Origin of the sequence: Streptomyces sp. NPDC000983, from assembly GCF_040299205.1 — a bacterium.
Taxonomy (GTDB): Bacteria; Actinomycetota; Actinomycetes; order Streptomycetales; family Streptomycetaceae; genus Streptomyces.
This window is the reverse complement of the sequence record NZ_JBEPBM010000012.1, coordinates 50,965-70,463: the sequence shown is the minus strand read 5'-3', so window position 1 is coordinate 70,463 and position 19,499 is coordinate 50,965. Positions and strand designations below refer to the sequence as shown.

17 protein-coding genes are annotated in these 19,499 nt (G+C 73.3%); 3 read left to right on the top strand and 14 right to left on the bottom strand.

Annotation, left to right across the window (positions count from 1 at the left end; translation table 11 throughout):
• Positions 1-2: 2 nt before the first annotated feature.
• The 4 genes from ABT296_RS16180 to ABT296_RS16165 all read right to left on the bottom strand — a co-directional run bounded on the left by ABT296_RS16180 (position 3) and on the right by ABT296_RS16165 (position 4,825).
• A complete protein-coding gene (locus ABT296_RS16180) occupies positions 3-1,058 on the bottom strand; it encodes a PhoH family protein (RefSeq protein WP_351927604.1) in 1,056 nt (351 codons plus the stop codon).
• A gap of 161 nt (positions 1,059-1,219) precedes the next feature.
• Complete coding sequence (locus ABT296_RS16175; protein ID WP_351927602.1) at positions 1,220-2,365, bottom strand: carbohydrate kinase family protein; 1,146 nt, start codon at positions 2,363-2,365, stop codon at positions 1,220-1,222.
• A gap of 223 nt (positions 2,366-2,588) precedes the next feature.
• Positions 2,589-3,878 (bottom strand): glucarate dehydratase family protein, encoded by a 1,290-nt coding sequence (locus tag ABT296_RS16170; RefSeq protein WP_351927600.1) that lies wholly within the window; start codon positions 3,876-3,878, stop codon positions 2,589-2,591.
• Positions 3,875-4,825, bottom strand: coding sequence for a 5-dehydro-4-deoxyglucarate dehydratase (locus ABT296_RS16165; protein WP_351927598.1), 951 nt, complete (start codon positions 4,823-4,825; stop codon positions 3,875-3,877). Before ABT296_RS16165 ends, ABT296_RS16170 begins: the two co-directional genes overlap by 4 nt.
• A gap of 285 nt (positions 4,826-5,110) precedes the next feature.
• On the opposite strand from ABT296_RS16165, the gene ABT296_RS16160 reads away from it, so the two are divergent.
• Positions 5,111-6,295: an MFS transporter gene (locus tag ABT296_RS16160; RefSeq protein WP_351927596.1), complete on the top strand. Its 1,185-nt coding sequence runs from the start codon at positions 5,111-5,113 to the stop codon at positions 6,293-6,295.
• Between the two features lie 191 nt (positions 6,296-6,486).
• Here the strand turns inward: ABT296_RS16160 and ABT296_RS16155 are convergent, their stop codons facing one another.
• The 10 genes from ABT296_RS16155 to hrcA all read right to left on the bottom strand — a co-directional run bounded on the left by ABT296_RS16155 (position 6,487) and on the right by hrcA (position 17,341).
• Entirely contained in the window at positions 6,487-7,476 is a 990-nt protein-coding gene (locus ABT296_RS16155; RefSeq protein ID WP_351927594.1) for an adenosine deaminase, read from the bottom strand.
• A 20-nt stretch (positions 7,477-7,496) separates the two neighbouring features.
• Positions 7,497-8,402, bottom strand: coding sequence for a ribonuclease Z (locus ABT296_RS16150; protein WP_351927592.1), 906 nt, complete (start codon positions 8,400-8,402; stop codon positions 7,497-7,499).
• Positions 8,403-8,408: 6 nt separating this feature from the next.
• On the bottom strand, positions 8,409-8,762 hold the full coding sequence (locus tag ABT296_RS16145; RefSeq protein WP_351927590.1) for a histidine triad nucleotide-binding protein: 354 nt from the start codon (positions 8,760-8,762) through the stop codon (positions 8,409-8,411).
• 106 nt (positions 8,763-8,868) lie between these two features.
• Positions 8,869-12,060 carry a S41 family peptidase gene (locus tag ABT296_RS16140; RefSeq protein WP_351927588.1) on the bottom strand — a complete coding sequence of 1,064 codons (3,192 nt, stop codon included), beginning with the start codon at positions 12,058-12,060 and terminating at the stop codon, positions 8,869-8,871.
• Between the two features lie 65 nt (positions 12,061-12,125).
• On the bottom strand, positions 12,126-12,671 hold the full coding sequence (locus ABT296_RS16135) for a hypothetical protein (RefSeq protein WP_351927586.1): 546 nt from the start codon (positions 12,669-12,671) through the stop codon (positions 12,126-12,128).
• Between the two features lie 106 nt (positions 12,672-12,777).
• Positions 12,778-13,158, bottom strand: a complete 381-nt coding sequence (locus tag ABT296_RS16130) for a VOC family protein (RefSeq protein ID WP_351927584.1) — start codon at positions 13,156-13,158, stop codon at positions 12,778-12,780.
• 15 nt (positions 13,159-13,173) lie between these two features.
• Positions 13,174-13,914, bottom strand: coding sequence for a 16S rRNA (uracil(1498)-N(3))-methyltransferase (locus ABT296_RS16125; RefSeq protein WP_351927582.1), 741 nt, complete (start codon positions 13,912-13,914; stop codon positions 13,174-13,176).
• Complete coding sequence (locus ABT296_RS16120; protein ID WP_351927580.1) at positions 13,911-14,996, bottom strand: nitronate monooxygenase; 1,086 nt, start codon at positions 14,994-14,996, stop codon at positions 13,911-13,913. Before ABT296_RS16120 ends, ABT296_RS16125 begins: the two co-directional genes overlap by 4 nt.
• A 191-nt stretch (positions 14,997-15,187) precedes the next feature.
• Positions 15,188-16,324 carry a molecular chaperone DnaJ gene (gene dnaJ, locus ABT296_RS16115; protein ID WP_351927578.1) on the bottom strand — a complete coding sequence of 379 codons (1,137 nt, stop codon included), beginning with the start codon at positions 16,322-16,324 and terminating at the stop codon, positions 15,188-15,190.
• The gene (gene hrcA / locus ABT296_RS16110; protein ID WP_351927576.1) at positions 16,325-17,341 is read right to left on the bottom strand and encodes a heat-inducible transcriptional repressor HrcA; all 1,017 of its coding nucleotides are present in this window, start codon (positions 17,339-17,341) and stop codon (positions 16,325-16,327) included.
• Between the two features lie 159 nt (positions 17,342-17,500).
• On the opposite strand from hrcA, the gene ABT296_RS16105 reads away from it, so the two are divergent.
• Both ABT296_RS16105 and ABT296_RS16100 read left to right on the top strand, forming a co-directional pair.
• A complete protein-coding gene (locus tag ABT296_RS16105; RefSeq protein ID WP_351927574.1) occupies positions 17,501-18,226 on the top strand; it encodes an MBL fold metallo-hydrolase in 726 nt (241 codons plus the stop codon).
• A 34-nt stretch (positions 18,227-18,260) separates the two neighbouring features.
• Entirely contained in the window at positions 18,261-19,067 is an 807-nt protein-coding gene (locus tag ABT296_RS16100; protein ID WP_351927572.1) for a DUF3097 domain-containing protein, read from the top strand.
• The last annotated feature ends 432 nt before the right edge of the window (positions 19,068-19,499 follow it).

Genomic DNA, 19,499 nt, shown 5'->3' with positions numbered 1-19,499 from the left:
CTCTACTTCCGCTTCTGGCGGCCGCCCTGACGGGTGCCGTTCTCCGTGCCCTGATGGCTGTCGTACTTCTCGTACGCGTCGACGATACGGCCGACCAGCTTGTGCCGGACCACGTCCTCGGAGGAAAGCCGGGAGAAATGGACGTCCTCGACGCCCTCCAGGATGTCCTGCACCTGCCGCAGACCGGACTTGGTGCCGGACGGCAGGTCGACCTGGGTCACGTCACCGGTGATGACGATCTTCGAGTCGAAGCCGAGCCGGGTGAGGAACATCTTCATCTGCTCGGGGCTGGTGTTCTGGGCCTCGTCCAGGATGATGAACGCGTCGTTGAGCGTACGGCCGCGCATGTACGCCAGCGGCGCGACCTCGATCGTCCCGGCGGCCATCAGCCTCGGGATCGAGTCCGGGTCGAGCATGTCGTGCAGCGCGTCGTACAGCGGGCGCAGGTAGGGGTCGATCTTCTCGTACAGGGTGCCCGGCAGGAAGCCGAGGCGTTCGCCCGCCTCGACCGCGGGGCGGGTCAGGATGATGCGGTTGACCTGCTTGGACTGCAGGGCCTGGACCGCCTTGGCCATGGCGAGGTAGGTCTTGCCGGTGCCGGCGGGGCCGATGCCGAAGACGATCGTGTGCTTGTCGATCGCGTCGACGTACCGCTTCTGGTTGAGGGTCTTCGGGCGGATCGTGCGTCCGCGCGAGGAGAGGATGTTCTGGGTGAGCACCTCGGCCGGGGTCTCGGCCGACCCCTCGCCGTTCCCGCTCGCCCGGAGCATGGCGATCGAGCGTTCCACTGCGTCCTCCGTCATCGGCTGTCCGGTGCGGAGCACCAGCATCATCTCGTCGAACAGGCGCTGGACAAGGGCGACTTCCGCCGCGCCGCCGACCGCGCTGATCTCATTGCCCCGGACATGAATGTCGACCGCCGGGAAGGCCTTCTCGATCACACGCAGGAGGGAGTCGCCGGACCCCAGCACGGTCACCATGGGGTGCTGGGCGGGGACGGTGAAATGTGCTCTCGCCTGCCCCTGCGCGGGTGTGTGAGCTGTGCGTGTCTGAGTCATGGGCCGGCTCTGTGGCCTTGCTCGTCCTCCTCGAAACGGACCGCCCGCCCCAGGGGCGGTCTGGCGATTCCAGGGTACGCCGCACGACTGACAAGCCCGTAGGACTTTTCTCCCCGGGCAGACGGGCGGACAGGCGGCAGGCGAGGGCGGGCGGGCGTCGCTCAGGCGGAGCGGCCGAAGCCGATGGTCGGCACGGCCCGGCGCAGCGGCCAGGGGCTGGCCGGGACCGCCGGGACCAGGCCGGTCAGGAACGCGTACCGGCGCAGTGCGGCCGGGTCCTGGTCGGCGCAGGACTGGATCTCGCGCCACCAGGCGGCGATCTCCGCCCAGCCGGGGGCGGAGAGGGAGCCGCCGAACTCCTGGACGGAGAGGGCGGCGGTGAGGCCGGCGAAGGCGAGGCGGTCGGCGAGCGGCCAGTCGGCGAGGGTGCCGGCGACGAACCCGGCGACGAAGACGTCCCCGGCGCCGGTGGGGTCGAGGGCCTCCACCGCGATCGCGGGCACCTCGGCACTCTCGCCGGTGCGCCGGTCCACGGCGTAGGCGCCGTCGGCGCCGAGGGTGACCACGGCGAGCGGGACGTGTTCGGTGAGGGCGTGGGCGGCGGCGCGCGGGCAGGAGGCGCCGGTGTAGCGCATGGCCTCCTCGGCGTTGGGCAGGAAGGCCTCGCAGTGGGCGAGGTCGGTGAGGCCGGCGAGGTCCCAGGCGCCGGTCTCGTCCCAGCCGACGTCGGCGAAGACGCGGGTTCCCTTGGCGGCGGCCTGGGCGATCCAGGGGGCCCGTTTGCCGGGTTCCAGGGAGGCGACGGCGGCGCGGGCGCGGGGCGGGCAGTCGGGGGCGGGCTCCTCGGGGGGCGGTTCGTGACCGTGGGAGACCATGGTGCGCTCGCCCTCGTAGGCCATGGAGACCGTCACCGGGGAGTGCCAGCCGGGGACCGAGCGCGACAGGGCGAGGTCGATGCCCTCGCCCTGCTCCAGCGCGTCCCAGCAGTACTCGCCGTAGTGGTCGTCGCCGAAGGCCGCGGCCAGGGAGGTTCGCAGGCCCAGGCGGGCCAGCGCGGTCGCCATGTTGGCGACGCCGCCCGGGCTGGACCCCATCCCGCGTGCCCAGGTCTCGGTGCCGCGGACGGGGGCGGTGTCGAGCCCGGTGAAGACGATGTCGAGGAAGACGGTGCCGGTGAGGTAGACGTCCCAGGGCGGGTCGCCGGGTGTGCGCAGCGCGGCGAGCGGGTCGACCCGGGCCGGACGGCGCGGCCCCCCGGCGACGGAGGAAGTGGGTCCCTTTCCGGTGGACGCGGTGGACGCGATCACGGTGCGCTCCCTGACGTGGTGCGGATCAGGCCAGTGTGCACCACGTCACTGACAACGCGCCGTCGGTCACGCCGGGAGCATCCGTCGCGTCAGGCCCCCGCAGGTCCCGGGCGTGCGGTCCGTGCCGCCCCGGGAGTCGCGCGGGGCGGGGCGGCCCCGGGCGCCCCGGCCGCACGCGTACGGATCCGGTCACGGCGCGGGCGGCGAGGGGAGCGCGCCGGGGTCACCAGCGGGGCACGGCCGGGGTGGTCCAGCCGGGGTCGGCGACGCGCATCGCGGCCGCGTCGTCGCGGTCGCGCAGGGTGCCGTCGTCGTCGAGCCAGCGTCGGTGCAGCGCGCTCAGCCGGTCCCGGTCGAGTTCGACGCCGAGGCCGGGGGCGTCGGAGACGGCGATCGTGCCGTCCCGGAAGGCCAGGCGCTCGGTGAGGACGTCCTCCGCCTGCCAGGGGTAGTGGGAGTCGCAGGCGTGGTGGAGGCCGGGGACGGTGGCCGCGACGTGGGTCATCGCGGCCAGGGAGATGCCGAGGTGGGTGTTGGAGTGCATCGAGATCGCGACGCCGAAGGCACGGCAGACGGCGGCGAGCTGCTGGGTGTTGCGCAGTCCGCCCCAGTAGTGGTGGTCGGAGAGCACGACCTGCACGGCGTCCCGGGTGAACGCCTCCTTGATCTCGGCGAAGGTCGTCACGCACATGTTGGTGGCGAGCGGCACGCCGGTCGCCGCGGAGACCTCGGCCATCGCGGCGGTGCCGAGCGCGGGGTCCTCCAGGTACTCCAGGATCCCGCCCAGTTCCTGGGCCACCTTCAGCGAGGTCTCCACCGACCAGGCGCCGTTGGGGTCCAGGCGCAGCGGGTGCCCGGGGAACGCCTCGGCGAGGGCCCGTACGGCGGCGATCTCCTCGTCCGGCGGGAACACCCCGCCCTTGAGCTTGAACGAGGTGAAGCCGTGGCGTTCCTTGAACCTGCGTGCCTGTTCGACGACTCCGGCCGGGTCGACGGCGGCGCCCCAGTCGTCCGGCTCGGCGGGGACGCCCTCGGGGTGACGGGCCCACCGGTAGAAGAGGTAGGCGCTGTACTCGACGGTGTCGCGGACCTTGCCGCCGAGCAGGGCGTGCACGGGCTGTCCGAGTGCCTTGCCGAGGGCGTCCAGACAGGCCACCTCGAAGCCGGAGACGACGGACAGGCGCAGTTTGTCGGCGGTCTGGACGCCGCGCAGTCCACCGACGTCGACCCGCCCCGAGACCTGGGAGCCGTCCACGGCCACCTCCTCGGCGACGGTGAACAGCCCGTTCAGGTCACTGACCTGACGGCCGATCAGTTTCTCGGCGAAGGGCCGGGCCAGTTCCAGGTACTTGGTGTCGCCGTAGGTCTCGCCGACTCCGGTGACCCCGTCGGCGGTGACGACCTCCACGATCAGCCGGGGGGTGTAGGGCTGGTGGACGCCCTGGGTGTTGAGCAGGGGCGGGTCGGCGACGAGGATCGGGGTCAGCCGGACGTCGGTGACGGTCAGGTTCACGGGGCCGCTCCTACGAGGTCGAGTCCGGTGGCGAGCAGGTTCCTCAGCTCGGCCAGGTCGGCGGCCGAGAGGTCGGTGAGCGGGGCGCGTACGGGTCCGACCGGTTCGCCGCGCAGCCGGGCCGCGGCCTTGACCAGCGACACGGCGTAGCCGGGCACCCGGTCGCGGAGTTCGACGAGCGGGACGTAGAACTCGCGCAGCAGCCGGTCGGTCGTCTTGTCGTCGCCGTCGCGCAGGGCGGCGAAGAAGCGGTCGGCGATCTCGGGTGCGAAGGCGTGCACGGCGGAGGAGTAGGCGGGGACGCCGACGGTGGCGTAGGCGCGGGCCTGGATCTCGGCGGTGGCGGCGCCGTTGAAGAAGAGGAAGTCCTCGGGGGCGGCGAGGGTGAGGCGCTGGAGCCGGTCGAGGTCGCTGTGGCCGTCCTTGAGGCCGATGACGTTCGGCAGGGCGGCGATCCGCCGCAGCGAGTCGGCGGTGAAGGCGACCTGGCCGCGCTGGTAGACGACGAGCGGCAGCCGGGTGCCCGCGGCGATGCGCTCCACCTGCCGGACCAGGCCCTCCTGCGGGGCCGTGACCAGGTAGTGCGGCAGGACCAGCAGGGCGTCGGCGCCGGCCTCCTCGGCGATGCGGGCGAAGCGCCGGGCCTGCGCCCAGCCGTAGCCGATGCCGGCGACGACGGGCAGCCGCCCCCGCGCCTCGCGCACGGTGAGGGCGACCACCGTCCGGTACTCGTCCTCGTCGAGGGAGAAGAACTCGCCGGTGCCGCAGGCCGGGAAGACGGCGCCGGGGCCGGCCGCGATACGGCGGGCGACGTGTGCGCGGAAGCCGTCGGGGTCGAGGGAGCCGTCGGCGTGGAAGCTCGTCAGCGGGAACGAGAGCACACCGCCCGCCATGCCGTCCCGCAGTCGCCGCAGCACGGCCTCATGGGTGTCGAGGGCCACCGTCATTCATCTCCCTGACCAGATGCCATCCATGTATGTAAATGAAGGTTAGATACGCGAACACCGACCGTCAACGGGTCGGCCCGCCGCCGCACCCGCGCCGACCGGCGAAGCCGCCTCCATTACCCGGGCGATCCGCAGGCAAACACCATGTGCCCCGGATCACACCAGGCCCCCTTCTTTGGGCCTGCCCCCGCTTGATACAAATTGCCCGCGCGTTCCTGTCCGTCGACGGTCGTCGCCCCCTCCCCCTCTTCTGAGCCGCTCCTTTCGCATGCCCTGGGAACGCCCGTGTCCGCCCGCACCGCCCCGCCCTGGCCCCTCGTCGCCCTTTTCACGGCCGGGTACCTCGCCCCGTACCTCCTGCCGACCACCGTCGGACGCCTCGACTCGGGGCTGGCGCTCACCGCCACCCAGGCGGGCGCCGTCGGCAGCGCGCTGCTGCTGAGTTCGGCCTCGGCCGGGTTCCTGCTCGCCTCCCGCGTGGACCGCGTCGGGCCGCGCCTGCTCGCCCGGGCCGGCCTCGCCCTGGCCGTCCTCGGCTACGGCGGCGCCGCCCTCACCCACTTCGTCCCCGCCGTCGTGGCCGGCGCGATGCTCGGCGGTTTCGGCTCCGGTACGGCCACCGCGGTCGCCGCCACCGGTATCGCGGGGCGCCCCGACCCGCACCGCGTCACCACGTACGGGCTGCTCGGTGTCTCGGCCCTCGCGGGCCTCGTCTATCTGACCGTCCCGCACCTGGGCCCCGGCCACGGGCTGCCGCTCGGCGCGATCGCGCTCACCGCGCTGGCCGTCTGGCCGCTCACCGGTCGGCTCCCCGCGGCCGGAACCGTCACTCAGGCCCGCGCCGAATCCGGGCGCCTCCCCCACGCCCGGGCCGGGCTCGTCCTCGCCGGCGCCCTGATGTGCTGGTCCCTCGCCCAGAACTCCCTGTGGGGGGTCAGCGGACGGATCGGCCTCCTCCAGGCCCACCTCAGCGAGGTCACCGTCGGCGTGGTGTTCGCGGTCGCACTGGGTGCGGGGCTGCTCGGGGTGGTCGCGGCCGGGGCGATCGGCCCGCGGCTCGGACTGGCCGTCCCCATCGGCGTCGGAACGGCCGCCATCGCCGGCTGCATAGCCCTGAGCGCCTCCGCGCGGGACCTCACCACGTTCGCCACGGGTGAGATCGCCTGGAACGCCCTCTACCCGATCGTCCTGTCGTACGTCATAGGACTGGCCGCCTCACTCGACACCCGGGGCCGCTGGGCCGTCCTGGTCGGCTCGGCATCCTCCCTCGGCACCGCGGCCGGCCCCCTGACCGGCAGCATCCTGGCCGCCGAGGCGGGATTCCCGGCGATGGGAGCAGTCCTGGCCACGGGCCTCCTGATCATCACCGTCCCCATGACCCTGGTGGCCCGCGGCGCCGGCCGCCAACCCCTGCCGGTCGTAGAGATCACCGTGGAAGCCCCGACCTACGCCCCGGCAAAAGCAGCCTGACCCCCAGGACCGCAAGAAGCGGCGCACACCCAGAGTCGCGAGGAACCGCACGACCAGCCACAACGGATCAGGGGCGCGGGGAACTGCGCGAGAAACCACGACGGCGCCGCACAGGCCAACCGGCCGCCACCCCCACCCACCCAGGGGCGCGGGGAACTGCGCGACCAGCCACGACGGCGCCGCACAAGAGGCTAGAACTCGTACGCCTCCACCTCGGAGAGGTACCGCGCCCGCCGAGCCTCGTCGTCGTCCAGAAACGACGCCAGGAAGGAATTGCGAGCCAGTTCCCGCAGCCGCCCCTCGGAGAGACCGAGCGCCGAACGCACCGCGTCGAAGTTGTCCCCGACATACCCCCCGAAATAGGCCGGGTCGTCAGAGTTGACCGTGCACACCAGCCCCGCATCGAGCATCGCCGCAAGCGGATGATCCGCCAACACATCCACCGCACGCAGCCGAACGTTCGACAACGGACAGAGCGTCAGCGGAACCCGCTCCCGAACCAGCCGTTCCACCAGCTCCGCCGACTCCATGCACCGCAGCCCATGATCGACGCGCTCGACCCCGAGCACGTCGAGCGCCTCGGTGATGTACTCCGGCGGCCCTTCCTCACCGGCATGCGCCACCCGCCGCAACCCCAGCGCGGCAGCGACCTCGTACACCTCGCGGAACTTCGCCGGCGGATGCCCCACCTCCGCCGAGTCCAGACCGACCCCGGTGATCCGGTCCAGGTAGGGCCGGGCCGCGTCCAGCGTCGCCAGCGCCGACTCGGCGGACTCGTCGCGCAGGAAGCACAGGATGAGCCGGGTCGAGACCCCGTGGTCGGCCTCGGCGCGGTCCAGCGCACGGCCGAGCCCCTCGACGACCGTGCCCATGGACAGCCCACGCGCCAGATGCGCCTGCGGGTCGAAGAAGATCTCCGCGTGCCGCACGCCCTGCGCGGCGGCCCGGGCGAGGTAGGCGTCGGCGAGGTCCTCGAAGTCCCGCTCGGTGCGCAGCACCGCCATCAGCTCGTAGTACAGGTTCAGGAAGGACTGGAGGTCCTCGAACCGGTACGCCTCACGCAGCGCCTCGGTGTCGGCGTACGGCAGCTCGACGCCGTTCCGCTCGGCCAGCGCAAACGCCAGCTCCGGCTCCAGCGTACCTTCGATATGCAGGTGCAGTTCAGCTTTGGGTATGGGCATCAAAGCATTTTACGGTCGTTTCACCGTCGCTTCGGAACCGGCACTCTCAGCAGATCGTGCGCCACGGTCAGCTCCCCCTCGAACCCGGCGGCCCGCGCCTGCCGTTCGAACTCCTCGGGCTCGGAGTAGCGCTGGCTGAAGTGCGTGAGCACCAGATGCCGTACGCCCGCGTCCCGCGCGACCCGGGCCGCCTGCCCGGCGGTGAGGTGGCCGTGGTCCTCGGCGAGGGTGGTGTCCTCGTCGAGGAAGGTCGACTCGATGACCAGGAGGTCGCAGCCCTCGGCGAGGGCGTGCACCCCGTCGCAGAGCCGGGTGTCCATGACGAACGCGAACCGCTGCCCGCGGCGCACCTCGCTGACGTCGTCGAGCCGTACGTCCCCGACGGCGCCCTCGCGCTGGATGCGTCCGACGTCCGGGCCCCGGACCCCGAGCGCGGCGAGCCGCTCGGGCAGCATGCGGCGCCCGTCGGGCTCGACGAGGCGGTAGCCGAAGGACTCCACCGGGTGCGAGAGCCTGCGCGCTTCGAGGGTGTAGGAGGCGGTGGTGGCGAGGACGCCGTCCTCGGCGACCGGCGCCTCCTCGATGCCGACGGTCTCCCGGTACGCGGTGGCGTACCGCAGGCGGTCGAAGAAGCGCTGCCCGGAGGCCGGGTAGTGCGCGGTCACCCCGTGCGGCACCCGGTCGAGGTTGATCCGCTGGATGACCCCGGACAGGCCGAGCGAGTGGTCGCCGTGGAAGTGCGTGACGCAGATCCGGTTCAGGTCGTGGGCGGCGACCCCGGCGCGCAGCATCTGGCGCTGGGTTCCCTCGCCGGGATCGAAGAGGATGCCCTCGCCGTCCCAGCGCAGCAGGTAGCCGTTGTGGTTGCGGTGCCGGGTCGGCACCTGGCTCGCGGTGCCGAGCACCACCAGTTCGCGTACGGACACGGCCGGCTATCCGGGGGGCCACTGCATGCCACGGCCGCCGAGGACGTGGGCGTGGGCGTGGAAGACGGTCTGTCCGGCGCCGGCGCCGGTGTTGAAGACGACGCGGTAGGAGTCGAGCTTCTGCTCCTCGGCCACCTCCTTGGTCTCCTTGAGGACCGCGGCGGCGAGTTCCGGTGCTCCGGCGGCGAGTTCGGCGGCGTTCTCGTAGTGCGCCCTGGGAATCACCAGGATGTGGACCGGGGCCTGGGGGTTGATGTCCTGGAAGGCGACGGTGGCGTCCGTCTCCCGGACCACCGTCGCCGGTACGTGGCCCGCCACGATCTTGCAGAACAGGCAGTCGTCCTGCGGTTCTCCGGCCATTGCGGGTGCCTCCTGAGACGGGTGGTCGGTATGCGGGGAATCGTATCGCCGTCGGGGTGGGGGCGAGTCGTCGTCGGGCGGCGGCCACCCGTCAGGCGGCCACCCGTCAGGCGGGCAGCTCCGGCGGGGTGCTCGCGGGGCGTTCGGCCAGCGCCTCCAGCGCCAGGCGTACGGCCTCGTCGAGTTGGGCGTCCCGGCCCGCGGCGTGGTCCTGGGGCCGCTGCACCACCTCGATGTCCGGGTCGACGCCGTGGTTCTCCACGCCCCAGCCGTAACCCTCCAGCCAGAAGGCGTACTTGGGCTGGGTGATGAGGGTGCCGTCGACCAGGCGGTAGCGGCTGTCGATGCCGACGACGCCGCCCCAGGTGCGGGTGCCGACGACGGGGCCGATGCCCAGCGCCTTGATGGCCGCGTTCACGATGTCGCCGTCCGAGCCGGAGAACTCGTCGGCGACCGCGACGACGGGTCCGCGCGGCGCGTCCTCGGGATAGCTGGCGGGCCGCATGCCGCGTGGGACGCTCCAGCCGGAGACGCGGCGGGCCAGTTTCTCCACGACGAGCTGGGAGGTGTGGCCGCCCCGGTTCTCCCGGATGTCGACGATCAGCCCCTCGCGGGCGACCTCGATCCGCAGGTCCCGGTGGATCTGGGCCCAGCCGGGCGCCTGCATGTCGGGGACGTGGAGGTAGCCGAGGCGGCCCCCGGAGCGCTCGTGGACGTGGGCCCGGCGGTCGGCCACCCAGTCGTGGTAGCGCAGGGCCTCCTCGTCCGCCAGGGGCACCACGACGGCGTGCCGCAGCTCGCCGCCGCCGGCCGGGGACACCGTCAGCTCCACGGGCCGGCCCGCGGTGCCCACCAGCAGCGGGCCGGGTCCGGTCACCGGGTCCACCGGCACCCCGCCGACCGCGACGATCGCGTCCCCGGCTCGCGCCGCCACCCCGGGCGCGGCGAGCGGGGAGCGGGCCTGGGGGTCGGAGGTCTCCGAGGGGAGGATGCGGTCGATGCGCCAAGTGCCGTCCGCGCCGCGGGAGATGTCCGCGCCGAGCAGCCCCTGCCGGGGTCCGCCGGAACCGCCGCGCGGGATGACGTAGGCGTGGGAGGTGCCGAGTTCGCCCTGGACCTCGTAGAGCAGGTCGACGAGGTCGTCGTGGGTGGCGAGCCGGTCCAGCACCGGGCGGTAGCGGTCGAGGACGCCGTCCCAGTCCACTCCGCTCATGTCGGGGCGCCAGAAGTGGTCCCGCATGATGCGGCCGCTCTCCTCGTACATCTGGCGCCATTCGGCGGCCGGGTCGACGCTCTGCCGGATCCGGCCGAGGTCGACGGTGATGTTGGAGTCGCTGTCCTCGTCGCCCGAGGCCCGCCGGTCGCTGGGGACGACCTTCAGCCGGCCGTCGGTCCACAGCAACACCCGTTTGCCGTCGCCGCTGACCTCGAAGTGGTCGGCGTCGGCGGCCAGATGCTCCACCCGCTGCTGGACCAGGTCGTAGCGCTCCAGCTCGGTCTTGGGGTCGGGGTCGTCCGGCGCGGCGCGGGAGGCGCCGAGTTCGCCGGTGACGGGGTGGCGCAGCCAGAGCACTCCGTCCTTGGCGGCGCGCAGGTCGGTGTAGCGGGCGGCCTCGACCGGGAACGGCACGATCCGGTCGGCGAGCCCTTCGAGGTCGATCCGGGTGGCCGGGGTGCCCTCGCTGTCGGGGGTCTCGTCCCGGTCCGGCGCGTCGAAGGGCCGCCCGTGCCGCTGCGGCCCGAACGGCGAGGGCGTGGTCGCGGCGAGGGTGATCAGGTAGGGGCGGGAGCCGGCCACGAAGGCCAGGTCGAAGACGTGCTCGTCGTAGACCGGGTCGAAGGAGCGGGCGGAGAGGAAGGCGAGGTGCTTGCCGTCCTGGGTGAACGCCGGCGCGTAGTCCTGGAAGCGCAGCGGGGTGGCCTCGGTGACCGACAGGTCGGTGGTGTTGGCCAGGCGCAGCTGGCTGAGCGGGCTCGGGCCGGGGTGCGACCAGGCCAGCCAGGCCGAGTCCGGGGAGAAGACCAGCCCGCCCGCGTCACCGTCCTCGCTGCGGTCCACCTCGCGGACCTCTCCGGACTCCCGTTCGACGATGAGCACCCGGCCGTCGTGGGAGGCGACGGCGGCCCGGCTGCCGTCGGGGGCCACCGCCAGGTCCAGGACCCGGCCGAGCCGGCCGGCGGCGAGCCTGCGCGGGGTGGCGCCGGGGGCGAGGCCGGTCGCGGGGGCGAACTCCAGGGCGTCGTCGCCCTCGGCGTCGGTCACCCACACCACCCACTCCTCGCCCTCGACCCGGAAGGTGCGGGGCTTGCGGGCCCGTACGCCGGGTTCGGCGGCGAGCGCGCGGGCCGGGCCGGAGCGGTGGGTGACCCAGTGGACGCTGCCGCGCACCAGGACCGCGCTGCCGCGGGCGGTGCGGTCGGGGGCGGCGGCGCCGAACCAGCGGGCCGCGTTGACGGGGTGCGGGCGGCGGTCGGTGCGCTGGCCGCCGAGCCGGATGTCCAGGCGGCGGGGTTCGGCGCCGTCCAGGTCGTCCAGCAGCCAGAGTTCACCGGCCGAGGCGTAGACGACCCGGGTGCCGTCACCGGCGGCGTGGCGGGCGTAGAAGCCCTGGTCGAGGGGGGTGTGGCGGCGCAGTCCGGAGCCGTCGGCGAGGGAGGAGTAGAGGGCGCCGACGCCCTCGTGATCGCTGAGGAAGGCGATCCGGTCACCGGCCCAGACGGGGTACTCGATGTTCCCGTCGAGTTCCTCGTGCAGCCGGACGAACTCGCCGTCGCCGTCCCGGTCGATCCACAGCTTGCCCGCCCGGCCGCCCCGGTAGCGCTTCCAGTGGGCGGCCTCCAGGCTCATCACCGCCGACAGCAGCACGGTGTGCGGCCCGTGCGCGACATCGCCGACGATCCCGTACGGCAGGGTCGTCGCCGGTCCGCCGTCGAGCGGGACGGAGTGGGCCCAGGTGCGGTCGCGGCTCGCCCGGCCCCGGTTGCTGGTCGCGAGGACGTGCCCGTCGGGGGTCCAGCCGCGCACCCGGGTCCGGGCGCCCCAGTACGTCAGGCGGGTGGCGGGGCCGCCGTCGACGGGGGCGGTGTGCACCTCGGGGGCGCCGTCCCGGGAGGAGGTCCAGGCGACGGTGGTGCCGTCGGGCGAGATCCGCGGCAGGGTGACCGGCATGTTGTCGGCGCTCACCCGCCAGGCGCGGCCGCCGTCGAGGGGGGCGAGCCAGACGTCGTCCTCGGCGGTGAAGGCGACCAACTCGCCGTGCACGTGCGGGAACCGGAGATAGGCGGCAGGCTGAGTCACCCGCTCACCCTACGCAGACGGGTGACGCGGGGTGCGGGGTTTGCGATCACTCGCGCCGGCGCGGGTCACTTGCCCTCGGGCCAGCACTGCGGCTTCTCCTGGCAGTACACCGTCCTGGTGACCGTCACGGTGACGGTGGCCCCGGGCTGCGCGTCGCCGCTGGGCGGGGCGACCGGGGAGGGCGTGCCCTCGCAGTCGCCGAGGCCGTCGACCTCGAACCAGGTCTTGCCGCCGACCTTGGCGGTGACATGGCCGCGTACGCACTTGCCGTCGATCGCCCGGGTGATGACGCCGTCGACGGTGATGTCCTTGCCGTCCTTGGTCTTCCCGGTGCAGTCGACCTCGGCGACGGTCTGCTCTCCTGCGGTCGGCGCGGAGCCGGCCTCGCCGTCGTCGCCGTAGGAGGCGGTGCAGGTGAGCCACTGGACTTCCGCCTTCTGGCGTTCCAGCTCCCGGGTCACGGTCTGGTCGGTGGTCCACGCGATGGACGCGGTGCTGATGCCGGTGCCCTCGCAGGCGACGGTGCCGCCGACCGCGAGCACCACCAGCCCGGCCGCGGCCGCCACTCTCGCCCTCCGCGGGCGACGCCGAATCCGCCTCAATGCCCCCATGGGAGGGCAGCCTGCCACTGTCCGGCCCGTCGCGGTAGGGCGCGTACGGGTCACTTCACCCTCCCCGCACGCCACTCGGGCACCCCCGACGCCTGGTCAGAAGGGGCTAGCCCAGCAGGAGTTGCCACTCCTGGAGTTCCACCAGATTCCCCTCGGGGTCCTTGAGGTGGGCCACCCGCATCCGGTCCGTCAGCGGCACCGGGCCGTGGAAGATCCGCGCGCCGCGCCCGGTGATCAGCTCGCAGTAGGCGTCGAGGTCGTCGACGCGCAGCACCACCAGGGAGCGGTGCCCGGTGGCGGTCTCGCCGAGTTCACCGAGCACCTCGGCCATCGCCGCCCGGTCCTGGAGCGCTATCCCCGCCGCCCCGAACTTCTCGTACGGCCCCTCGGGCGAGCCCGACTGCGGTCTCAGGCCGAGGACTTCGGCGTAGAAGCGGTGGCAGGCGGCGAAGTCGCCGACCAGCAGCCGGACCTGGGCGAGTTCCACGGCGGTCTCCCTCGGTCAGCCCCAGCGGCCGGTGCGGCCCAGGAGCAGTGCGGCCGCCGCGGTTCCGGCGGTCGAGGTGCGCAGCACGGTCGGCCCGAGCACCCGGGCGGGCGCCCCGGCCTCCTCGAACAGCGCCAACTCCTCGGGGGAGACGCCGCCTTCGGGGCCGACGACCAGCACGATGTGCCCCTCGGCGGGGAGTTCGGCGGTGGCCAGCGGCTGCCGGCCGCTCTCATGGAGGACGGCGGCGAAGTCGGCCCCGGCGATCAGCGCGGCGACCTGCTTGCTGCTCGCCGCGTCCGCGACCTCGGGGAAGCGGACCCGCCGGGACTGCTTGCCGGCCTCGCGCGCGGTGGCCCGCCACTTGGCGAGCGACTTCAGGCCGCGCTCGCCCTTCCACTGCGTGATGCAGCGGGACGCCGACCACGGCACGATCCCGTCGACCCCGACCTCGGTCATCGTCTCCACGGCGACCTCCCCGCGGTCGCCCTTGGGCAGGGCCTGTACGACGGTGATGCGCGGGCTCGGCTCCGGTTCCTCCCCGACCGCGTCGAGCCGGACCGTCAGCCGGTCCTTGCCCTCGGCGGCCAGCACCACGCACTGCGCCCAGCGCCCGGACCCGTCGGTCAGGACGACGTCCTCGCCGGCGCGCAGCCGCTTCACGGAGACCGCGTGGCGCCCCTCGGCGCCTTCGAGGACGTACGACGCGCCCCGGGCCGCGTCGAGGCGCTCGACCACGAACACCGGAGCCGTCATCGTCCGGCACCGCCGTCCTGGCGGTCCGACAACGCTGTCCCGGCGGCGGCGAGTTCGGCGGCCAGGACCTCCACCAGCTGTCCGGCGGGCAGTTCCCGCGCCATCCGGTGCCCCTGGCCCGCCCACAGCGCCATGCCCTGCGCGTCGCCCGCCTTGGCGGCGGCCTTGCGCAGCGGCGAGGTGAGGTGGTGGATCTCGGGGTAGGCGGGCGGCGCGTACGGGCCGTGCTCGCGCATGAACCGGTTGACCAGACCGCGGGCGGGGCGGCCGGAGAACGCCCGGGTCAGCTCGGTGCGGGCGAAGAGCGGGTTGGTCAGTGCCTGCTTGTGGACGGCGCTCGCGCCGGACTCGGGGGTGGCGAGGAAGGCGGTGCCGAGCTGGGCGGCGCTCGCGCCGGCGGCGAGCACGGCGGCGATCTGGCTGCCGCGCATGATCCCGCCGGCGGCGACGAGCGGGAGGCCGACGGCCTCGCGGATCTGCGCGACCAGCGACAGCAGCCCGATGCCGGTCCCGTCGGTCTCGGGGTTGTCGCGGTGGGTGCCCTGGTGGCCGCCGGCCTCGACGCCCTGCGCGATGACCGCGTCGGCGCCGGCCCGCTCGACGGCACGGGCCTCGTCGGGGGTGGTGGCGGTGACCAGGGTGAAGGTGCCGGCCCGGCGCAGGGATTCGAGCACCTCGGCGCTCGGCACCCCGAAGTGGAAGGAGACCACCGGGACCGGGTTGTCGAGGAGGACGGCGAGCTTGGCCTCGTAGCCGTCGTCACGTCCGCTGTCGGGGTCCCCGAGCTCGGTCTCGTACCAGCCGGCCTCCCCGGCCAGCTGATGGGCGTAGACGTCCACGGCTGCCGCGTCCGCGCTCTCGGGCTGCGGCATGAAGAGGTTCACGCCGAACGGGCGGCCGGTGAGCCCCCGCAACTGCTTGATCTCCTGGTACATGCCGTCGGCCGTCTTGTACCCGGCGGCGAGGAACCCGAGCCCGCCGGCGTCGGCCACCGCGGCGGCGAGGGCCGGCACGGAGACGCCGCCCGCCATGGGGGCCTGCACGATCGGAAGGGGGCAGAGATCGGTCAGTGCGGAGGACATGACGGCATGTTGTCACGTCCTCCGAACAAGTCCGAATCCACCCGCCCTGTGGCATAGACCACGGGCAACGGCACGGTCGGACGACCGCCGCAGCGCCTCCGGCGGCCCGGTTCGGCGGCCGACGGACGCGCCCCCGCGCCGGGGAACAGCCCCACCGGGGCGGGGGTCCGAGGACCCCCGGCCGACCCGGCTCAGCGACCGTTGAACGCGTCCTTCAGCCGCGAGAACAAGCCCTGCTGCCCCGGCTGGAACTGCCCCTGGGGGCGTTCCTCGCCGCGGAGTTTGGCCAGCTCGCGCAGGAGGCGCTCCTGCTCCGGGTCGAGCTTGGTCGGGGTCTGCACCTCGACGTGGACGATCAGGTCGCCCCGGCCGCCGCCGCGCAGATGCGTGACACCCCGGCCGTGCAGCGGGATCGACTGGCCGGACTGCGTGCCCGGGCGGATGTCGACCTCCTCCATGCCGTCCAGGGTCTCCAGCGGGACCTTCGTGCCCAGGGACGCCGCCGTCATCGGGATCGTCACCGTGCAGTGCAGGTCGTCCCCGCGCCGCTGGAAGGTCGAGTGCGGCAGTTCGTGGATCTCCACGTACAGGTCGCCCGCGGGACCGCCGCCGGGCCCGACCTCGCCCTCGCCGGCCAGCTGGATCCGGGTGCCGTTGTCGACACCGGCCGGGATCTTGACCGTGAGGGTGCGCCGGGAGCGGACCCTGCCGTCGCCCGCGCACTCCGGGCACGGGGTCGGCACCACGGTGCCGAAGCCCTGGCACTGCGGGCACGGCCGCGAGGTCATGACCTGGCCCAGGAAGGACCGCGTCACCTGGGACACCTCGCCGCGGCCGCGGCACATGTCACAGGTCTGCGCCGAGGTGCCGGGCGCCGCGCCCTCGCCGCTGCAGGTGTTGCAGACGACGGCCGTGTCGACCTGGATGTCCTTCGTCGTGCCGAAGGCCGCCTCGTCCAGCTCGATCTCCAGCCGGATCATGGCGTCCTGGCCGCGGCGGGTGCGCGAGCGCGGACCGCGCTGCGAGGCCGTGCCGAAGAACGCGTCCATGATGTCGGAGAAGTTGCCGAAGCCACCGGCCCCGAAGCCGCCCGCGCCCGCGCCGCCGCTCTGCGAGAGCGGGTCGCCGCCGAGGTCGTAGACCTGCTTCTTCTGCGGGTCCGACAGCACCTCGTAAGCGGCGTTGATCTCCTTGAACCGCTCCTGGGTCTTCGGATCCGGGTTGACGTCCGGGTGCAGCTCGCGAGCGAGCCGCCGGAAGGCCTTCTTGATCTCATCCTGCGACGCGTCGCGGCGCACGCCGAGAACGGCGTAGTAGTCCGTGGCCACTTACGACTCCGCCAGGATCTGTCCGACGTACCGTGCCACCGCTCGTACCGCTCCCATCGTTCCCGGGTAATCCATGCGGGTCGGTCCGACCACGCCGAGCTTGGCTACTGCCTCGCCGCCCGAACCGTAGCCGACCGACACGACGGACGTGGAGTTGAGTCCCTCGTAGGCGTTCTCGTGCCCGATGCGCACGGTCATGCCCGAATCTCCCGCCTCGCCCAGGAGTTTGAGGAGCACGACATGCTCCTCCAGGGCCTCCAGGACGGGCCGGATGGTGAGGGGAAAGTCATGTCCGAAGCGGGTGAGATTGGCGGTGCCGCCGATCATCAGCCGCTCCTCGTTCTCCTCGACCAGCGTCTCCAGCAGGGTGGAGAGTACGGCCGAGACCGTGCCGCGGTCCTCGATGTCGAAGGCCTCGGGGAGGTCCTCGACGAGCATCGGCACATCGGTGAAGCGCCGGCCCGCGACCCGGCTGTTGAGCCGCGCCCGCAGATCGGCCAGGGACGTCTCGCCGAACGGCGCCGGACAGTCGACCATCCGCTGCTCGACCCGCCCGGTGTCCGTGATCAGTACGAGCATCACCCGCGCGGGCGCCAGTGACAGCAGCTCGACATGGCGCACCGTGGACCGGGTCAGCGAGGGGTACTGCACGACGGCGACCTGGCGGGTGAGCTGCGCGAGCAGCCGCACGGTCCGCGCGACCACGTCGTCGAGGTCGACGGAGCCGTCCAGGAAGTTCTGGATGGCGCGCCGCTCGGGCGCGGTCATCGGCTTGACGCCGGCCAGCTTGTCGACGAAGAGCCGGTAGCCCTTGTCCGTCGGGATGCGTCCGGCGCTGGTGTGCGGCTGGGCGATGAAGCCCTCGTCCTCCAGCGCCGCCATGTCGTTGCGGACGGTCGCCGGGGAGACCCCGAGGTTGTGCCGCTCGGTGAGGGCCTTGGAGCCCACCGGCTCCTCGGTGCCGACGTAGTCCTGGACGATGGCGCGCAGTACTTGCAGCCTGCGTTCACTCAGCATCCGCGCACACCTCCAGAAGTCGTCCCCGGTCCCCCGGGCGCCTGCCTGGCACTCTGTCCGTCCGAGTGCCAGCATTCCCCGGCCCAGTGTACGGCGGTGGGGTACTGCCCGGGCAAGGTCGGACCGGAGACCTGGGGCTGTGAGGTTAGCGTCGCTGCCATGACGGTGACTTGGGAAGAGCTCGGGTGGGAGCGGGTCGCGGCCGGAGTGGGCCGCTGCCGGCTGCCCGGCTGGGACTGTACGGCCGGTGTGGTCCTCGGGGAGGCCGCGGCCCTGGTGGTGGACGCCGGGTCGAGCCTGTCGGAGGGGGCCCGGCTGCGGATGCGGGCGGAGGCGCTCGCCGGGCACCGTGTGACCCATCTCGCGCTGACCCATCCGCACTTCGACCACGTCTTCGGGGCCGCGGCCTTCGCGGGCGCCGAGGTGTACGGCGCGGTCGGCGTCGACGGGGTGTACGGGCCGCACGGCCGGGCCGCGCTGCGGGCGGACGCGGTGCGCAACGGGCTGGACGCGCGGGTGGCGGACGAGGCGGTGGACGTGCTGACCCCGCCCCGCCACCACGTCTCGGGCGAGTGGACCCTGGACCTCGGCCCCGGCCGCCAGGTCCTCCTGGCCAACGTGGGCCCCGGGCACACCGCCCACGACCTGGTGGTCCTGGTCCCGGGCAGCCCGGAGGTGGTGTTCTGCGGGGACCTGGTGGAGGAGTCGGGCGAGCCGCAGGCGGGCCCGGACGCGGTGCCCTCGCAGTGGCCCGCGGCCCTGGACCGGCTGCTGTCGCTGGGCGGCGAGGACGCCCTGTACGTGCCCGGCCACGGAGCGGTGGTGGACGCCGCCTTCGTCCGGGCCCAGCGGGACGCGCTGGCGGCCCGCTTCGGCGTGTCGTAGGACCTGGCGGGGCGCTTCTCCTATCGTCATCCGAATGCGCCAGTACTCTCCGGACCTGACCCCGCCGTGGAAGAAGCCCAAGCCGGTCCCCGAGGTCGAGGCGGAGTCCGGTCTGGTGGTGGAGGAGCCCGGCACCGGCTTCTGCGGGGCGGTGATCCGCTGCGAGGCGGGCACGGTCACGCTGGAGGACCGCTTCGGCAAGCACCGGGTGTTCCCGCTGGAGCCGCGGGGGTTCCTGCTGGAGGGCAGGGTGGTGACGCTGGTCCGCCCCTCGTCGGGCGGTCCGGCCCGGCCCGCCCGTACGGCGTCCGGCTCCGTCGCGGTCCCCGGCGCCCGGGCCCGGGTGGCACGCGCCGGGCGCATCTACGTCGAGGGCCGGCACGACGCCGAGCTGGTGGAGAAGGTCTGGGGCGACGACCTGCGCATCGAGGGCGTGGTGGTGGAGTACCTGGAGGGCGTGGACGACCTGCCGTCCATCGTCGACGAGTTCGCGCCCGGCCCGGACGCGCGGCTCGGGGTGCTCGTGGACCATCTGCTCCCCGGCACCAAGGAGTGGCACATCGCGCGGTCGGTGACCTGTGAGCACGCCCTGGTGGTGGGCCACCCGTACATCGACATCTGGGAGGCGGTGAAGCCCTCGGCGCTGGGCATCGCGGCGTGGCCGAAAGTCCCCCGCGGCCAGGACTGGAAGACCGGGGTGTGCCGGGCCCTGGGCTGGCCCTCGGAGAACACGGGCGCGGTGTGGCAGGCGATCCTGGCACGGGTGGGCTCGTACAAGGACCTGGAGCCGGAGCTGCTGGGCGCGGTGGAACGACTGATCGACCATGTGACGGTGGACTGACCGGCACGGGTCCGGCGGGCCGCACGCCCGCCGCACGGGAGGCACCACGCCGGTGGGGTGCCGGCGGCCCGTCCGGGAACTTCCGTCGGCGACCTGGCTGACCGGAAGCCGTGGGCGACCTGCCGACCGGAAGCCGTCGGCAACCTGGTTGACCGAAAGCCGTCGGCGATCCGGCCGAGCAAGAGACGTCCTCGATCCGGCCGAGTGAGAGACGTCATCACCCCGCCCAAGCCGGAGTCGTCGCCAACCTGACTGACCGGCAGTCGCCGCCAGCCCGGCAGAGCGGAAGCGTCATCCACCCCGCCGAGCCGGAAACGTCATCGCCCCGCCCGAGCCAGAGACGTCATCACCCCGCCCAAGCCGGAGTCGTCGCCAACCTGACTGACCGGCAGTCGCCGCCAGCCCGGCAGAGCGGAAGCGTCATCCACCCCG

Coding starts and splice junctions, on each gene's coding strand:
- ABT296_RS16120 (WP_351927580.1), bottom strand. CDS start 14,996: ATGTCCTCCGCACTGACCGATCTCTGCCCCCTTCCGATCGTGCAGGCC.
- ABT296_RS16125 (WP_351927582.1), bottom strand. CDS start 13,914: ATGACGGCTCCGGTGTTCGTGGTCGAGCGCCTCGACGCGGCCCGGGGC.
- ABT296_RS16135 (WP_351927586.1), bottom strand. CDS start 12,671: ATGGGGGCATTGAGGCGGATTCGGCGTCGCCCGCGGAGGGCGAGAGTG.
- hrcA (WP_351927576.1), bottom strand. CDS start 17,341: ATGCTGAGTGAACGCAGGCTGCAAGTACTGCGCGCCATCGTCCAGGAC.
- ABT296_RS16180 (WP_351927604.1), bottom strand. CDS start 1,058: ATGACTCAGACACGCACAGCTCACACACCCGCGCAGGGGCAGGCGAGA.
- ABT296_RS16155 (WP_351927594.1), bottom strand. CDS start 7,476: ATGCCCATACCCAAAGCTGAACTGCACCTGCATATCGAAGGTACGCTG.
- ABT296_RS16145 (WP_351927590.1), bottom strand. CDS start 8,762: ATGGCCGGAGAACCGCAGGACGACTGCCTGTTCTGCAAGATCGTGGCG.
- ABT296_RS16165 (WP_351927598.1), bottom strand. CDS start 4,825: ATGACGGTGGCCCTCGACACCCATGAGGCCGTGCTGCGGCGACTGCGG.
- ABT296_RS16105 (WP_351927574.1), top strand. CDS start 17,501: ATGACGGTGACTTGGGAAGAGCTCGGGTGGGAGCGGGTCGCGGCCGGA.
- ABT296_RS16100 (WP_351927572.1), top strand. CDS start 18,261: ATGCGCCAGTACTCTCCGGACCTGACCCCGCCGTGGAAGAAGCCCAAG.